The following is a 15374-nucleotide window of genomic DNA, read 5'->3' as shown; positions in this document are numbered from 1 at the left end:
ACCGAAATGTCAACCGGCCATGCCGAGCGCCGGATGCCCACGCGAGGACGTCGGCCGGACTGCTGCCGACCGACGGTCCCGACCCGGCGGTCGGCAGCGGCCGAAATGCGTTATCCGAGCACCGGATAGTTGGAGCGGATCACCGACCGCGGATCGCGCGCACGCTTGATCTCCCGCAACCGCGCGAGCGTGCTCTCATCGAACGCCGCGGCGGCCGTCTCCTCCGGCGTGAGGAACGTGTACGGCTTGCGGCCGCTGATATGCGCGCCGATCGCATCGACGATCTCGGCCCGTCGGGCGGTGACCGCGGCCGTCAGATGCGGCAGTCCGAGACCGAGTGCGTAGAGCAGGTACGGCTCGGTGACCGGACCACGCGCGCCGCCGTCGGTGGCCGCCCTGGCCAGTGCGCCACCGAGACGGCGGATCTGGATATCGACCAGTGGGGCAACGGGTTCGTCGAGCAGGGTTTTCACCACCGCATCGCCCAGGTCGGTGAGCAGTTCACCGCGCGAGAGGGACGGGCTCGGATCGGTCGGCTCTGCGGTGATATCGCCGAGATTCGCCACCGACAGCGCACCACGCTGATCGGCGATCGGCCCCTCGATCGCGTCCAACCGGGTGAGCAGCGACCGGCCTGCCTCCGCATCGCCCAGGTAGGCGACATCCAGCGCGACCATCGGCGGCGCATCAGGGAACTGGAACCGGTGGAACCACACCGACAGTTCGTCGGGTACATCCGCGGTGATCTCCTGGAACGCTTCGAAGACCTCGGCCGTGCGCGCACCATGCCACATCACCCGCCCGCCATAGAGCGCGGGGGCCGGGAAGAGGTCGAACTCGAGTGCGGTTACCACCGCGAAATCGCCGCCGCCACCACGCAATGCCCAGAACAGCTCCGGATCGTCGGCGGCGCTCACCCGGGTCTGGATGCCCTCGGCATCGACGATCTCGAAGGCGCGCACCGCATCCGAAGCCCAGCCGTACTTACGGCTGAACCAGCTCAGCCCGCCGCCGAGGGTGTATCCGGTCACACCGACCGCCGGATTGCTGCCCGCCAGTCCGGTCAGCCCATGCGCCGCGGCCGCGGCCTGCACCGCGCCCCAGTTCACACCGGCACCGACCTTCGCCACCCGCCGGTCGGCATCGATCTCGATGCTGTCCAGTCCCCCGGTACGCAGCAGAATCGCGTCCTCGATCGCACCCGAGGCCCCGTGTCCGGTCGGCTGCGCGATCACCGGCACACCGGTCCGGCGCGCATGGGCAACCACGGCGGCGATGTCCCGTGCATCGGCTGCCCGCACCACCGCGGCGACCGGCTGGGTGACCGTGGTGGTCCACGGCCGCGCCGCCGCATCGAAGCCATGCTCGCCCGGTAGCAGCACCCGGCCGGACAGGGCAGCGCGCAGATCCTCGAATGTCATTGGTATTTCCTCACTTCGCAGCCGTGCCCGAAAGCACCTGCGGCCCGTGGATCGAGCCGCGACTACCCCATAGACGAAATACGGCCCGCGAACGTAACACCGGCCGCCCGAATTCCTCGGGCGGCCGGTGTCGCAGCGGGCGCTATCAGGTCTTATCGGGCCGATCGCCCGAGTCGCCATTGCTCTCCTCGAGCCGGGTGATGCCCGGCTCGGTGCCCTCATCGGCCTCCTGATCCGGCTCCGGATGGTCGGGCTCGAAGGTCGTGGGCAGACCCTTGATATGCCGGTTCATCGACCGCACCAACAGCACGGTCCCGGCGAGCAGCACCAGAATGATCACCAGACCCAGCGGCGACGCCTTGCCGAACTCCGGTCCGGTCGGTGTGCCGGGCGCTTGGGCGAGCAGAGCCAACATCACCGGTGCTCGTCTTCGATACCAGCGAACAGGTCGGTCTCCGGAAGCGAGCTCGACACCCGGGACTTGGCCAGTTCGAACTCCTCGGTCGGCCACAGCCGCTGCTGCATCTCCATCGGAATCGCGAAGAACGCGCCGTTGGGATCGATCTGGGTGGCGTGGGCGCGCAGGGCGTCGTCACGCTGCGGAAAGTATTTGGCGCATTCGATCTGCGTGGTCACCCGGGTCATTCCGTCCGGGCGGCCCTGCCGGTAGGTGCGCATCCGCTCCAGCCACTCCTGCAGCGGGAACGGCTCGCCGATCCGCTCGTACTCCGCGGCGAAGACATCCAGGCGCGCCATGGTGAAGCCGTGGTCGTAATAGATCTTCAGCGGCTGCCATGGCTCGCCCGCGTCCGGGAACCGCTCCGGATCGCCCGCCGCCTCGAATGCGGCCATCGACACCTCGTGGCAGCGGATGTGATCCGGATGCGGGTAGCCGCCGTTTTCGTCATAGGTGGTCATCACATGCGGTTTGAATTCGCGCACCACCCGGACCAGCGCCTCGACCGCCTCTTCCAACGGGACCAGCGCAAAGCTGCCCTCCGGCAGCGGCGGCGGCGGATCGCCCTCGGGCAGGCCGGAGTCGACGAAACCGAGCCAGGTCTGCCGCACCCCGAGTGCGGCGGCCGCGGCGTCCATCTCCTCGCGCCGGATCTCATCGATCCGCTCCAGCACCCCCGGGGTATCCATCGCGGGATTGAGAATGCTGCCGCGTTCGCCGCCGGTCAGCGTGACGATGAGGACGTCATGGCCCTCGTCGGCATAGCGCGCGGTCGTCGCAGCACCCTTGCTGGATTCGTCGTCGGGATGGGCATGAACCGCCATGAGGCGAAAGCCACTCACGTCTCGTCCACCTCAGAACTCACCGTCATACCTCGTATCTCCGCCGCCGGGGTCCGATCTGCTGTCCCTATAGTTCCATTCGACAGACTTTTGTTCCGACGTACCCCCCGGGAGCGATACACCATGAGTGACACGCCCGGTGCCGCCGCTTCGGCGCCCGCCGACCGACGTGCCGACCGGTACGGTACGACGCCACGCCCGAGGCGTCGTTGGATTCCTTTCGCACTCGGCGCGGTCGTACTCGCCGCGGGTCTCGTGGTCGCGTATATCGGTTTCCAGAAGTACGGCCCGAACGATATCGACGCCGAACAGCTCGGCTACACCGTGGTCGACGATTCCACGATCTCGGTGCACCTCAAGGTCACCCGCAAGGATCCGCAGCAGCCGGTGGTGTGTTTCGTACGCGCGATGGCCAGGGACGGGTCCGAATTGGGCCGGCGTGAGGTGCTGATCGAACCGTCCGGCAGCGGCACCATCGAGCTGACGACCACCGTGCGCGCCTCCGAGCGGCCGGTCTCGAGCAGCATCTACGGCTGCAGCGATGACGTCCCGAAGTACCTTCGGGCGGGCTGATCCCGGGCGGTACCCCGTCACGGCGTCCGCAAAACGAACGCCGACCTGCATGTTTGTGATTCATGCTAAAATGGCGTGATACACGGTTCCGGGGCACGGAGCCGTGTTTGCTGCATTGGCGGCCAGCGCTGTCAGTTCCGGGTGTGTGAGTTCGCCGGACCTGAGGCCTGTCGGGGTTCGATGAACTTCCCCAGGATGGCACTAGCCGTCGGCTGGTGCGTGCCCGCCCCCTGTGGGCACTGCAGCGGATCAGGGAGCCCGGTCTCGGCCGGGAACAACTACTAGGGAGTGATCGAGATGACTGAGACGCAAGTGACTTGGCTGACCCCGGAGTCGCACGACAGGCTCAAGGGTGAACTCGACGCGCTCATCGCTAATCGTCCGGTCATCGCTGCTGAGATCAACGAGCGCCGCGAAGAGGGCGACCTCAAGGAAAACGGCGGATACCACGCCGCGCGCGAGGAGCAGGGTCAGCAGGAGGCGCGCATCCGGCAGCTGCAGGAGCTGCTGAACAACGCCAAGGTCGGCGTTGCGCCCACCAAGTCCGGCGTCGCACTGCCGGGTTCGGTCGTCAAGGTCTATTACGACGGCGACGAGTCCGACACCGAGACCTTCCTCATCGCGACCCGCGAAGAGGGCCTCAACGATTCCAAGCTCGAGACCTACTCGCCGAATTCGCCGCTCGGCGGCGCGCTCATCGACGCGAAGGTCGGCGACACACGTGAGTACACGCTGCCCAATGGCAAGACCATGAAGGTGACGCTGGTCAGCGCGGAGCCCTACCACAGCTGATCTGGGGTCGAGACCGGCTCGGCCGGAGCATCTCGACACCGATCCCGAAACGAACGGCCGCATCCGGGAGATCCGGATGCGGCCGCCGTTCGGGATATGCATACCTAGTTCGCCAGCGCCTGTTCGATATCGGCCAGCAGGTCGCTGACGTCCTCGATGCCGACCGAGAGCCGCACCAGATCGTCCGGCACCTCGAGCTGCGAGCCAGCGGTGGAGGCGTGTGTCATCGCGGCCGGGTGTTCGATCAGCGATTCCACGCCGCCGAGCGATTCGGCGAGGGTGAAGATCTTGGTGCGCGAGCAGAACTCGTGTGCCGCGTCCTTGCCGCCGTTGAGCCGGACCGAGATCATGCCGCCGAAGCGCTTCATCTGCTTATCGGCGATGAAGTGGCCGGGATGTTCGGCCAGGCCGGGGTAGATGACCTTCGAAATCGCCGGATGCCTTGTCAGGAATTCGGCGATGGTCTCGGCATTGTCGCAGTGCCGATCCATCCGCACCGCGAGGGTTTTGGTGCCGCGCAGGGTGAGGAAGGCGTCGAACGGACCGGGCACCGCGCCCGCGCCGTTCTGCAGGAAGGCGAATGCCGCGTCGAGCTCCGGATCATTGGTGATCAGCGCGCCGCCGACGACATCGGAGTGCCCGCCCAGATACTTGGTGGTCGAATGGGTGACGATATCGGCGCCGAGCAGCAGCGGCTGCTGCAAATACGGCGTGGCAAAGGTGTTGTCCACCACCAGTTTCGCGCCCGCGGTGTGCGCGATATCGGCGAGCGCCGGGATATCGCCGATGCTCAGCAGCGGGTTGGTCGGGGTCTCGATCCAGATCAGCTTGGTATTCGGCCGGATCGCGGCGCGCATTTCGTCGACGTTGAACACATGGGCGGGCGAATGTTCGATGCCCCACTGGCTGAAGACCTTATCGATCAGCCGGAAGGTGCCACCGTAGGCGTCATCCGGGATGACAATGTGGTCGCCGGGACGCAGCGTCGCCCGCAGCGCACAGTCGGTGGCGGCCATACCGGAGGCGAATGCCCGTCCATAGCGGCCCGATTCGAGCGCGGCGAGGTTCGCTTCCAGCGCGGTCCTGGTCGGGTTGCCGGTGCGGCCGTATTCGTAGCCGTCGCGCAGCCCGCCCACCCCGTCCTGGGCGAACGTCGAACTCGCGTAGATGGGCACGTTCACCGCACCGGTCCGGGCTTCGGGGTCGTATCCGGCGTGCACGGCTCTGGTGGAGAATCCCAGCTCACTCATGGGGTCAGCCTAGCGTCGGGCGATCGGCGGGCTATCGGCCGGATCAGCGTTGTGCACCGATCCGGGGTTTCGGCGCGGGTGCGGCGGTAGGTTGAGCTCATGCTCAGCGTTGATGAACTGTTCGCGATCGATGCCCTGTTGACCGAGGACGAGCGCGAGATCCGCGATACCGTCCGCACGTTTGCCAATCAGCGGTTGCGACCGCATATCGCGGACTGGTTCGAGGCGGGAACGTTCCCGGCCCGCGAGATCGCGCCGGAACTCGGCAATATCGGATTGCTCGGCATGCACTTGGAGGGCTATGGCTGCGCTGGCCTTTCGGCGACCGCGTACGGTCTGGCCTGCCAGGAGCTAGAGGCGGTCGATTCGGGCGTGCGCAGCATGGTCTCGGTGCAGGGCTCGCTCGCCATGACCGCGATCCACAAATACGGCTCCGATGAGCAGAAAGAGCGCTGGCTGCCCGATATGGCGGCGGGGCGCGCACTCGGCTGTTTCGGCCTGACCGAACCCGACTTCGGCTCCAATCCGGGCGGCATGCGGACCAGGGCCAAGCGCGACGGCACCGACTGGGTGCTCAATGGCTCGAAGATGTGGATCACCAATGGCTCGGTGGCCGATATCGCGGTGGTGTGGGCACAGACCGAGGATGAGGGCAAACAGGTGGTGCGCGGATTCCTGGTACCCGCGGGCACGCCGGGATTCACCGCCCGCGAAATGCATCACAAACTCTCACTGCGCGCCTCGGTGACCGCGGAACTGGACCTCGACGACGTGCGCCTGCCCGCGGACGCGGTCCTCCCGCAATCCCGCGGACTGAGCTCCCCCCTCGGCTGCCTGAGCGAGGCCCGTTTCGGCATCATCTTCGGCGCACTGGGCGCCGCCCGCGACTGCCTGGCCGCAACCATCGAATACGCGCGAACCAGAGAAGTCTTCGACAAACCCCTGGCCGCCTACCAACTCACCCAGGCCAAGCTCGCCGATATGGCCCTCGAATACGGCAAGGGCCAACTACTCGCACTACAGATCAGCCGACTGAAAGACACCGGCAAGGTCCTCCCCGAACAAATCAGCGCAGGCAAACTGAACAGCACAAGAGAAGCCATCGCCATAGCCCGCGAATGCCGCACCATCCTAGGCGCCAACGGCATCACCCTCGACTACCCAATCCTCCGCCACGCCAACAACCTAGAATCCGTCCTCACCTACGAAGGCACCGCCGAAGTACACCAACTAGTCCTAGGCCAAGCCCTCACCAACTCCAACGCGTTCCGCTAAACCGACGAGAATGCGCTGATGCAGGGAGCTCTCGGCGTTTGCCTGCATCAGCGCATGGTGATCATCTGTCCACCTCCTGGGGGTGTCGGCGGCTGCCGGGGCATGGGGTGGGGGTGGGGGTGGTAGTGCGAATCATGGTGGGGAAGTGGCGAATTCGGCGTATTTCGGACTGGTCGGCACATTTCACAGCGGCGCTCGCACCGAGTTGAGAATATTGTTACTACCTGTCATCGCTGTGCCATCTTCATGTCACCGATTCGCCAAGGCGGATAGCGAAGCTGTAACGGCACTCGGTTTCGGGAAGGCCTCACAGCATCGGAGCCGTACAGCGTCCCGGATCAACGCGGCGAATCCGAGTGCACCGACCGCTTATTCGGAGGTGCACCATGTTCATGCCGTCGTCAGATCTGGGGGCCCATAATGTTCGTCCGTGACCGCGCGCCGATCATCGAGGGCGCGAAAATGCTTCCGGACCAACGAGAATTGATCGGCGCATTCGGCGGACATCCGCCCGAACCGGGTTCGGAACATCCGCTTGTTCCGCTGGCGCGCGTGCTCGCGGATCTGCACAGGAAGCGGCACGACGATCCGCTCGCCACTGCCGGAATCGATTGCCGCCGAGCCGAACTCGTCTCGGCTATCGACACCTGGGTGATCACCCGGGTGCCGCAGCGGCGATCGACGGCACATATCCGGGCCGAATCCATCGGCGCGACATTGGATCGGATGGCCGCCGCCTACACCCACGCCAGCCATCTGCTGCACACCGCCGAAAAGGTCTCCGACGATCGCGTACACGCCGCCTGGTATCGCCTCGCGCTGCTCGCCGACCAGTGGAGCGACCTCATCATCGGTGCCGCACAAGATAATTCGCGCACGCGTCGATCCGCATAGCAACCGAGTACCGGCGACAGTCGCCGCTGGACATCGAGAGCAGGTGCAGGCTCTGGTGGCCGCCGCCCTCGGCCCGGTTGACCGCCTCGGCCCGCCCGTCGTGCAGTGCGACGATCGAGCGCACCAGCGCGAACCCGAGTCCGTGGCCACGCGCGAAGCGTCGGAAGACGTGCGGCAATACGGCGGGATCGAATCCGGGCCCGTCATCCCATACCCTCGGCCGTGGCTGGCAAGGCGTTGATGGCCCCGGGTGTTGATGCCGGCTACAGACCTGACAGCACCGGATCTACGAACAGCGCCGAGCCGAACAGTGCCACGGCAACGGCCGAAAACGCGCCCGCCGACCTGTGCCCGGCCAATGCCACTGATCCGTCACCTCGACGACCGACGGGCGACTCAGTGGCGACCGAGCCAGGTGGATTCAGCTGGATCAGGTGCTGAGGAACCCGAGCAGATCGTGCCGGGTGATCACGCCTACCGGCTTGCCGTCCTCGACCACCATCAACGCGTCGGTATCCGACAGTGCCTTGGTCGCGGCCGAAATGGGTTCGCCCGAACCGATCAGCGGGAACGACGGACTCATATGCTGGGCCACCGAATCCGTCAGATGCGCACGGCCTTCGAAGACCGCGGAGAGCAGATCGCGCTCGGTGACACTGCCCGCGACCTCACCGGCCATGACCGGCGGTTCGGCGCCGACGACCGGCATCTGCGAAACCCCGTATTCGCGCAGGATCTCGATCGCATCGCGCAGGGTCTCCGACGGATGGGTGTGCACCAGATCGGGCAGCGCGCCGGACTTGCCGCGCAGCACATCACCGACCAGCGGTTCCGCGGTGCCGTCCAGACGGTCGCGCAGGAAGCCGTAGGAGCTCATCCACTGGTCGTTGAAGATCTTGGACAGATAGCCGCGGCCGCCGTCGGGCAGCAATACGACCACCAGTGCATCGGGATCGCGGCGCGCGACCTCGATGGCCGCGACCACCGCCATTCCGCAGGAGCCGCCAACCAGCAGACCCTCCTCGCGCGCGAGGCGGCGGGTCATATCGAAGGAGTCGGCGTCGGAGACGGCGATGATCTCGTCGGGCACGGCCGGGTCGTAGGCCGAGGGCCAGAAGTCCTCGCCGACGCCCTCGACCAGATACGGCCGACCGGTGCCACCGGAGTACACCGAACCCTCCGGATCCGCGCCGATGATCTTCACCTTGCCGCCGGACACCTCCTTCAGATACCGGCCGGTGCCGGTGATGGTGCCGCCAGTGCCGACGCCCGCGACGAAGTGGGTGACCTTGCCGTCGGTATCGCGCCAGATCTCCGGGCCGGTGGTCTCGTAGTGGCTGTCCGGGCCGCCCGGATTGGAGTACTGGTCCGGCTTCCACGCACCGGAGATCTCGCGGACCAGCCGATCGGAGACGCTGTAGTAGCTGTCCGGGTGGTCCGGCGGCACCGCGGTCGGGCACACCACCACCTCTGCGCCGTAGGCGCGCAGCACATTGCGCTTATCCTCGCTGACCTTGTCCGGGCAGACGAATACGCACTTGTAGCCGCGCTGCTGCGCGACCAGCGCGAGCCCGACACCGGTATTACCCGAAGTCGGCTCGACAATGGTGCCGCCGGGCCGCAGGGCACCGGAGGCCTCGGCCGCCTCGATCATCTTCACCGCGATGCGGTCCTTGGCGCTGCCGCCCGGATTCAGATATTCGATCTTGGCCGCGACGACGCCAGCGTTGGGTCCCACCACCGAGTTCAACCGAACCAGCGGCGTATTGCCGATGAGGTCAACGACATGATCAGCGATGCGCATGCCCCCTATCGTTGCAGAAGGACTTCCAGGGCGTTCGCGACGGTCCCGGAGGCGGATGCGCAGCGTACGGCGCGTCGGGCACCGCGAATGTCACAAATCCGACTCCGCGGTCTGCACAATGGCCCCGTAGACAGCAAGCACAGCGAAACCGCGCAGGGCACCACGACCGGTCCCGCAGCCTGCACAAGGGGGCGCAGCGTATCCGCCGCAGAGTGCTGTGCGCCCGAGCCGGAAGACCGACGAAGCGGAAAGCTGGGCTGACTTCGCGCAGTGGCCACCGGTCGGTGCCACGCAGGTGCCGACCGTCACAGGTCAGCCCCGACGGCGGTCGAGAAAGCAGCACAACGAACGTCACACAGATCCCTCCCACGGCGTTCGCAACAGGCACGCTGGCGGACGCACCGCACAACACGCAGTGCACCGCGCATGTCGCGGATCCGACACTGTGAGTTCGCGCACGTCGCCTCGGACGGTTTTGCGTGACAAATGCACCTGAGGCCGATCACTTGCCTAGGATCGCGACCATGAGGCAGCCGAACATTGCTCGCGCCGCAACAGTTCTCGCCGGAGCGGCACTCGCCGCGGGAGTTGGCGCGGCGCAAGCCGATGCCGCGACCGTCGAATTCCCGCAGGTGCCAACGCTGGCCCATGGCGGCGTCTGCTGGACGAGCATCCGCACCTGGGCCGATACCAGTTCGGAGTGGCCGGGCCGGGCCATTCTCAATGTGCGCGCGAATCCGGCGGCGGGTCTGGGCCCCGGCGACTATCCGCTGGCCCCGCTGTGCGAGGTCCGCACCACCGTCACCTGGCGCAATCTGAGCACCGGCGCGACGGGCGTCTACGAGAACAACGTGGTCACCGGCCTCTACGGCAGCATTCAGTACGCGCTGTTCCAGGACACCGGTCCGGGGCGCGTCGAGGTCACCGTCACCACCGACACTGCGAGCGTCCCGGCGCACGGCACCTTCGACGTGCCAGCCTGATCCCGCTCGCCGGGACTTGATCGCCGCGCCGAAGTGGCTCCGGCACGCGGTTGCCCGCCACGCGGCGACGGCACCTTCGGCGTGCCGGCCTGATCCCGCTGGCCGGGAGTTGATCGCCGCGCCGAAGTGGCGGTCCGGCATGTGGTTGCCCGCCACGCGGCGACGGGCACCGATACGGTGCCGGAGCCGCATATCGGATGAGCAGAACGGCGCAGTTCGACCGACCGCAGGCCGCCGATCAACACGTACTATTTCTAGTCGTGGCACCTCGAATCAGTTGGCGGACAGCCGCGGTGACGGGTATGGCTACCGTGCTGGCCGGATCCAGTGCGGGCACCGCGTCCTGGGCCGCGTATCGACTTCTCATGGCGCAGGCGGGAGCAGCGCGCGGTCTGATCGGGCGCGATACCACCAAACCGCCCGAGGCCGACGGTATCTATTCGGCCGGATGCGACGTCCCTGAGCCGTGGCGTCCCGGTCGGCCGGTCGACGTCCACCTGATGGTCTTCGGCGACTCCACCGCCGCGGGTGTGGGCTGCGTCACCGCCGAAGAGGTACCGGGGGTGCGCATCGCCCGCGGGCTGGCCGAGGCCACCGGCATGCGGATCCGGTTGAGCACCAAGGCGATCTCCGGCGCGACTTCGAAGGGGCTGGCCGGACAGGTCGACGCCATGTTCGTCGCGGGGCCGCCGCCGGATGCCGCGGTCATCTTCATCGGCGCGAACGACATCACCAAGAAGCATTCGATATCCGCGTCGGCGCGCAGGTTGGGCGTGGCCGTCGCGCGGCTGCATGCGGCCGGAAGCGTCGTTGTGGTCGGCACCTGTCCGGATCTGGGCACCGTCGGCGCCATTCCGCAGCCGCTGCGCACCATCGTGCACAACTGGAGCGTCCGGCTGGCCAAGGCACAATTCGCGGTCACCCACACCGCGGGCGGCAGCCCCGTCCCGATGGGCGATCTCGGGCCGGAATTCCTCACCGCGCCGGACCGGCTCTTCGCCGACGACGGCTTCCATCCTTCTGCCGACGGCTACGCATTGGCCGCCGCGCATCTGTTGCCGATCCTGGTAACGGCACTTGCACAGCGGCGATCGGAATCGCCCCAGGCCTGCTCTGCCGAACGTCGCGGCATCACCGCCCGGCTGCGCCGACTCATCGAATCACCGGGGTGGCGGATGTCCCGCTCAGCGGATTCGGTACACATAGAGGTGCCAGTACAAAACTGAGCAGCGAGTACATAAGGAGCCCTCATGCCTGAGGCAGTTATCGTTTCGACCGCCCGCTCCCCCATCGGCCGGGCAGCCAAGGGTTCGCTGGTCGATATGCGGCCCGACGATCTGACCACCCAGATCGTGCGCGCGGCGCTCGACAAGGTGCCGGCTCTGGATCCAGCCCAGATCGACGACTTGATCCTCGGCTGCGGCTCCCCCGGCGGCGAGCAGGGCTTCAATATCGCCCGCATCGTCGCGGTGCAGCTGGGCTACGACTTCGTGCCCGGCACCACCGTGCACCGCTACTGCGCCTCGTCGCTGCAGTCCACCCGGATGGCCTTCCACGCCATCAAGGCGGGCGAGGGCGATGTGTTCATCTCCGCCGGTGTGGAGACCGTGTCCCGCTACAAGAACGGCTCTGCCGACAGCTGGCCGAACACCAAGAACTCGCTGTTCGCCGAGGCCGAGGCCCGCACCGCGAAGGCCGCCGAGGGCGGGGCCGGCATCTGGCACGACCCGCGCGAGGACGGCCTGATCCCGGACGCCTACATCGCCATGGGCCAGACCGCCGAGAATGTCGCGTCGTTCACCGGCATCACCCGCGAGGAGCAGGACCGCTGGGGCGTGCGCTCGCAGAACCGCGCGGAGGAGGCCATCAAGGCGGGCTTCTTCGAGCGCGAGATCACCCCGATCACGCTGCCCAACGGCACCGTGATCTCGAAGGACGACGGCCCGCGCGCCGGAGTCACCTACGAGGCGGTCAGCCAGCTGAAGCCGGTGTTCCGTCCGGACGGCACCATCACCGCCGGTAACTGCTGCCCGCTCAACGACGGTGCGGCCGCGCTGGTCATCATGAGTGACACCAAGGCCAAGGAACTCGGCCTCACCCCGCTGGCGCGCATCGTGTCCACCGGCGTCTCCGGTCTGTCCCCCGAGATCATGGGCCTTGGCCCGATCGAGGCGGTCAAGCGGGCGCTCGCGCTGGCGGGCAAGTCCGTCGACGATATCGACCTGTTCGAGATCAACGAGGCCTTCGCGGTGCAGGTGCTCGGCTCGGCCCGCGCGCTGAAGATCGACGAGGACAAGCTGAACGTCTCCGGCGGCGCGATCGCGCTCGGCCACCCGTTCGGTATGACCGGCGCCCGCATCACCACCACGCTGCTCAACAACCTGCAGACCTACGACAAGCAGTTCGGTGTGGAGACCATGTGCGTCGGCGGCGGCCAGGGCATGGCGATGGTCATCGAGCGCCTGAGCTGATCGGGTAACTCGCCAAATCGCTTCAGCGGCTCCCCATCTCGATGGAGATGGGGAGCCGTTGGCGTGTCAGGGCTGCTGCTCGCCGTGGTGTCGATCGGCCCGGAGAATCCGCGTCCGCTCGCGGATGTCACAGTGCGCACCCGGGTTTCGACTTCTCAGCGAACACGCCAGGATTCCCTGCCCGCTGCTGTAGATGGTTCCAGTCATCATCGTGACGGGGCTCGGGATCGCCGCCTGATCCACACAAGCTCCCCCGATAAGCGAGAACGGCCCCAGTGGCCTGGAATACCAAGGCAACTGGGGCCGTATCGTCAGCGCCGGACCCGGGTGGCCGGATCAGTCGCGTTATTGAAGTACCGGATCAGTCGTTGTTGAAGTAGCTGAGCAGGCGCAGGATTTCGAGGTAGAGCCAGACCAGGGTGACGGTCAGGCCGAGGGCCACGCCCCAGGCGGCCTTCTCCGGAGCCTGGGCGCGGATCAGCTGGTCGGCGGCGTCGAAGTCGCGCAGGAAGGTGAATGCGGCGACCGCGATGACGACCAGGCTGAAGACAATGGCGAGCGGGCCGCCGTCACGCAGGCCGAGGCCGCCGTCGATGAAGACGCTGGCGATCACATTGCCAAGCATGAGCACCAGGACGCCGATCGTCGCGCCGAAGATCATGCGGGTGAAGCGCGGAGTGACCCGGATCGCGCCGGTCTTGTAGACCACCAGCATGCCCGCGAAGACACCGAAGGTGCCCAGCACGGCCTGCGCGATCATACCGCTGCCACCGGCACCGCCGAATTTGATATTGCTGAATATGAACGACACCGCACCGACGGCCAGACCCTCCAAGACCGCGTACGACAGCACGACGACCGGGTTGTCCAGCTTCCTTGCGAAGGTCGCGACCAGCAGCAGCACGAAACCGATCAGACCGCCGCCGACGACGAACAGCGGGGCCAGCGCGGTATTGGCATTGGTCAGGCCGTAGGACACGATCGCCGACAGCGCGACCACACCGAGGGTGATGGCGGTCTTGGTGACCACATCGTCGATGGTCATGGCCCGCGTGGTCGGGGCCTGCTGGTACGGCTGCTGATATTCGGGGTACTGCGGGTATTGGCCGTACTGCTGGCCCATCTGGCCCGCGCCCGTCACCCCTGACCCGAAGTTGGCATAGCCACCGCCCTCTTGCCGAGGAAGTTGACGGAATACCGGATTGCTAGTGGTGCGCACCGTGAATGCCTTTCTGGAGTCGTGGTCCACGTCGCCGTGGCCGATCGCCAGCGCCTACTTGCCGGTCGCTCGAAGATCGGTCCCGAGCCGTGTCTATCGAGCCGGTCGCTCGATATCCAACTAGGTTGTCCAACGTGTATCGGCCCGCTCGGGTTCCCGAGCAACCCTTCGGTACGGACAAATCGGACTCTACTACCGCTGGACGTCACGCAGTCCACGCACGGATCGCGTGACCGTGAATTTCCGATTGCGGCCGATCACCTCCGTCTGGCCCACCATGCGCTGGACCACACCGCGATAGTTCAAATGTGAGTTGTACACCGTCCACAGCTCACCGCCGGGCCGCAATACCCGGCCGGTCTCGGCGAACATCTTGATCGCCGATCCGGTGTGCACGGCCGCGCCGACGTGGAACGGCGGATTGCAGAGCACCAGATCGGCGCTATTGTCCGCGGCCGCGGACATGGCATCGTCGCGCACCACCGTCACCCGATCGGCGACCCGATTGACCTCGGCGGTCGCCCGCGCCGAGGCCACCGCGGCCGCCGACTGATCGGTGCCGACGACGCGGATGCCGGGCCGCGCCTTGGCCAGTGCGACGGCCAGAATGCCGGTGCCGCAACCGAGATCGATGGCATCGCGGGCATCGGGTTTCATCCACTTGAGATGCTGCAACAGGAACCGGGTTCCGATATCCAATTTGGCGCCGGAGAACGCGGCGCCGTGCGCGACCACGTCGATATCGATATCGTCGATCCGCTCGCGGACCGGAAATGGCGGCGCGGCAACGGGTTTCGGACCGCTCACCAATAGCGTGCGCGACTTCTGCCGCCCCCGGCTCGCGCGCACCTGCGAGAACGATTCGGCCAGTATGTCGTTCATGGATTTGGTGAGGTATTTATCGCGCCCGCCCGCGACAACGACCACCCCGGGGTCGGCGTAGCGGGCGATGGCATCGGCGATCTCGGCCAGTCCGGCGAGCATGCGCGGTAGGCGCAGCAGGACGACCTCGGCATCGGCGAGCAACTCTTCGGAAAGCGCGTGCGCGGTATAGCGATCCGTGAGGCCGAGCGCGCGGGCGTTGTTGGCCAGCGCGAGTTCGCCGGTGAGCAGATCCTGATGGACCCGGACAGCGCTCAGGTCGTGCCCGGCGATCGCGCCGAGGGTGAGCGCACCGTAGGCGTCGCCGATCACCGTGATCCGGCCGCCGCCAGCGGCATCGATGGCGTCCGCGGCCACGTCGAGGATCAGCCGGTCGGCGGCATCGACGGCATAGAGGTTGCGCGCCTCCACATCCGGGTACCGCCGCAATCGGCCAAGTACATCCTCGACATCTTCCACACCTCAAGTGTGCTAGATCGTTGCCGATACATCGCGTCCGACCCGGTATATC

14 protein-coding genes and 1 pseudogene are annotated in these 15374 nt (G+C 66.6%); 7 read left to right on the top strand and 8 right to left on the bottom strand.

The genetic code is table 11. The features are described from left to right. Positions 1 to 110: 110 nt before the first annotated feature. The 3 genes from ABZ293_RS01445 to mca form a co-directional block, all read right to left on the bottom strand. Entirely contained in the window at positions 111 to 1421 is a 1311-nt protein-coding gene (locus ABZ293_RS01445; RefSeq protein ID WP_355176745.1) for an FAD-binding oxidoreductase, read from the bottom strand. A gap of 145 nt (positions 1422 to 1566) precedes the next feature. Next, positions 1567 to 1836: a hypothetical protein gene (locus tag ABZ293_RS01440; RefSeq protein WP_354951609.1), complete on the bottom strand. Its 270-nt coding sequence runs from the start codon at positions 1834 to 1836 to the stop codon at positions 1567 to 1569. Further along, positions 1836 to 2720, bottom strand: a complete 885-nt coding sequence (gene mca, locus ABZ293_RS01435; protein ID WP_354951533.1) for a mycothiol conjugate amidase Mca — start codon at positions 2718 to 2720, stop codon at positions 1836 to 1838. Before mca ends, ABZ293_RS01440 begins: the two co-directional genes overlap by 1 nt. Positions 2721 to 2843: 123 nt before the next feature. Between mca and ABZ293_RS01430 the strand changes: the two genes are divergently transcribed. Beyond that, the gene (locus ABZ293_RS01430; RefSeq protein ID WP_355176744.1) at positions 2844 to 3293 is read left to right on the top strand and encodes a DUF4307 domain-containing protein; all 450 of its coding nucleotides are present in this window, start codon (positions 2844 to 2846) and stop codon (positions 3291 to 3293) included. A gap of 297 nt (positions 3294 to 3590) precedes the next feature. Then, positions 3591 to 4085: a transcription elongation factor GreA gene (gene greA / locus ABZ293_RS01425; protein ID WP_040695247.1), complete on the top strand. Its 495-nt coding sequence runs from the start codon at positions 3591 to 3593 to the stop codon at positions 4083 to 4085. Between the two features lie 104 nt (positions 4086 to 4189). Here greA and ABZ293_RS01420 read toward each other — a convergent pair whose 3' ends face one another. Then, positions 4190 to 5335: a cystathionine gamma-synthase gene (locus ABZ293_RS01420; RefSeq protein WP_355176743.1), complete on the bottom strand. Its 1146-nt coding sequence runs from the start codon at positions 5333 to 5335 to the stop codon at positions 4190 to 4192. Positions 5336 to 5434: 99 nt separating this feature from the next. On the opposite strand from ABZ293_RS01420, the gene ABZ293_RS01415 reads away from it, so the two are divergent. Together ABZ293_RS01415 and ABZ293_RS01410 are read left to right on the top strand one after the other, a co-directional pair. Next, a complete protein-coding gene (locus ABZ293_RS01415; RefSeq protein WP_355176742.1) occupies positions 5435 to 6610 on the top strand; it encodes an acyl-CoA dehydrogenase family protein in 1176 nt (391 codons plus the stop codon). Positions 6611 to 7030: 420 nt separating this feature from the next. Beyond that, positions 7031 to 7504, top strand: coding sequence for a DUF4254 domain-containing protein (locus ABZ293_RS01410; protein ID WP_355176741.1), 474 nt, complete (start codon positions 7031 to 7033; stop codon positions 7502 to 7504). On the opposite strand, the pseudogene ABZ293_RS01405 reads toward ABZ293_RS01410, so the two are convergent. After that, positions 7458 to 7718, bottom strand: a pseudogene (locus ABZ293_RS01405) (ATP-binding protein); the annotation flags it as partial. The gene ABZ293_RS01410 and the pseudogene ABZ293_RS01405 overlap by 47 nt on opposite strands. Before the next feature lie 216 nt (positions 7719 to 7934). Continuing rightward, positions 7935 to 9308: a cystathionine beta-synthase gene (locus tag ABZ293_RS01400; RefSeq protein WP_355176740.1), complete on the bottom strand. Its 1374-nt coding sequence runs from the start codon at positions 9306 to 9308 to the stop codon at positions 7935 to 7937. A gap of 524 nt (positions 9309 to 9832) precedes the next feature. On the opposite strand from ABZ293_RS01400, the gene ABZ293_RS01395 reads away from it, so the two are divergent. From ABZ293_RS01395 to ABZ293_RS01385, 3 genes are all read left to right on the top strand, one after another. Beyond that, positions 9833 to 10291: a hypothetical protein gene (locus ABZ293_RS01395; RefSeq protein WP_355176739.1), complete on the top strand. Its 459-nt coding sequence runs from the start codon at positions 9833 to 9835 to the stop codon at positions 10289 to 10291. A 302-nt stretch (positions 10292 to 10593) separates the two neighbouring features. Then, positions 10594 to 11517, top strand: a complete 924-nt coding sequence (locus ABZ293_RS01390) for an SGNH/GDSL hydrolase family protein (RefSeq protein WP_355177115.1) — start codon at positions 10594 to 10596, stop codon at positions 11515 to 11517. A gap of 24 nt (positions 11518 to 11541) precedes the next feature. Continuing rightward, positions 11542 to 12762, top strand: a complete 1221-nt coding sequence (locus tag ABZ293_RS01385; RefSeq protein WP_355176738.1) for an acetyl-CoA C-acetyltransferase — start codon at positions 11542 to 11544, stop codon at positions 12760 to 12762. 361 nt (positions 12763 to 13123) lie between these two features. On the opposite strand, the gene ABZ293_RS01380 is transcribed toward ABZ293_RS01385, so the two are convergent. Both ABZ293_RS01380 and ABZ293_RS01375 read right to left on the bottom strand, forming a co-directional pair. Next, positions 13124 to 13981: a Bax inhibitor-1/YccA family protein gene (locus tag ABZ293_RS01380; protein WP_355176737.1), complete on the bottom strand. Its 858-nt coding sequence runs from the start codon at positions 13979 to 13981 to the stop codon at positions 13124 to 13126. Between the two features lie 192 nt (positions 13982 to 14173). Continuing rightward, positions 14174 to 15322 carry a methyltransferase gene (locus ABZ293_RS01375; RefSeq protein ID WP_355176736.1) on the bottom strand — a complete coding sequence of 383 codons (1149 nt, stop codon included), beginning with the start codon at positions 15320 to 15322 and terminating at the stop codon, positions 14174 to 14176. Positions 15323 to 15374 lie beyond the last annotated feature (52 nt).

It is taken from the genome of Nocardia sp. NPDC005998 (assembly GCF_040614395.1).
In the GTDB taxonomy this organism is placed as follows: Bacteria; Actinomycetota; Actinomycetes; order Mycobacteriales; family Mycobacteriaceae; genus Nocardia.
Note: the sequence above shows the minus strand (reverse complement) of the source record. Positions and strands in the feature narration are given on the sequence as shown.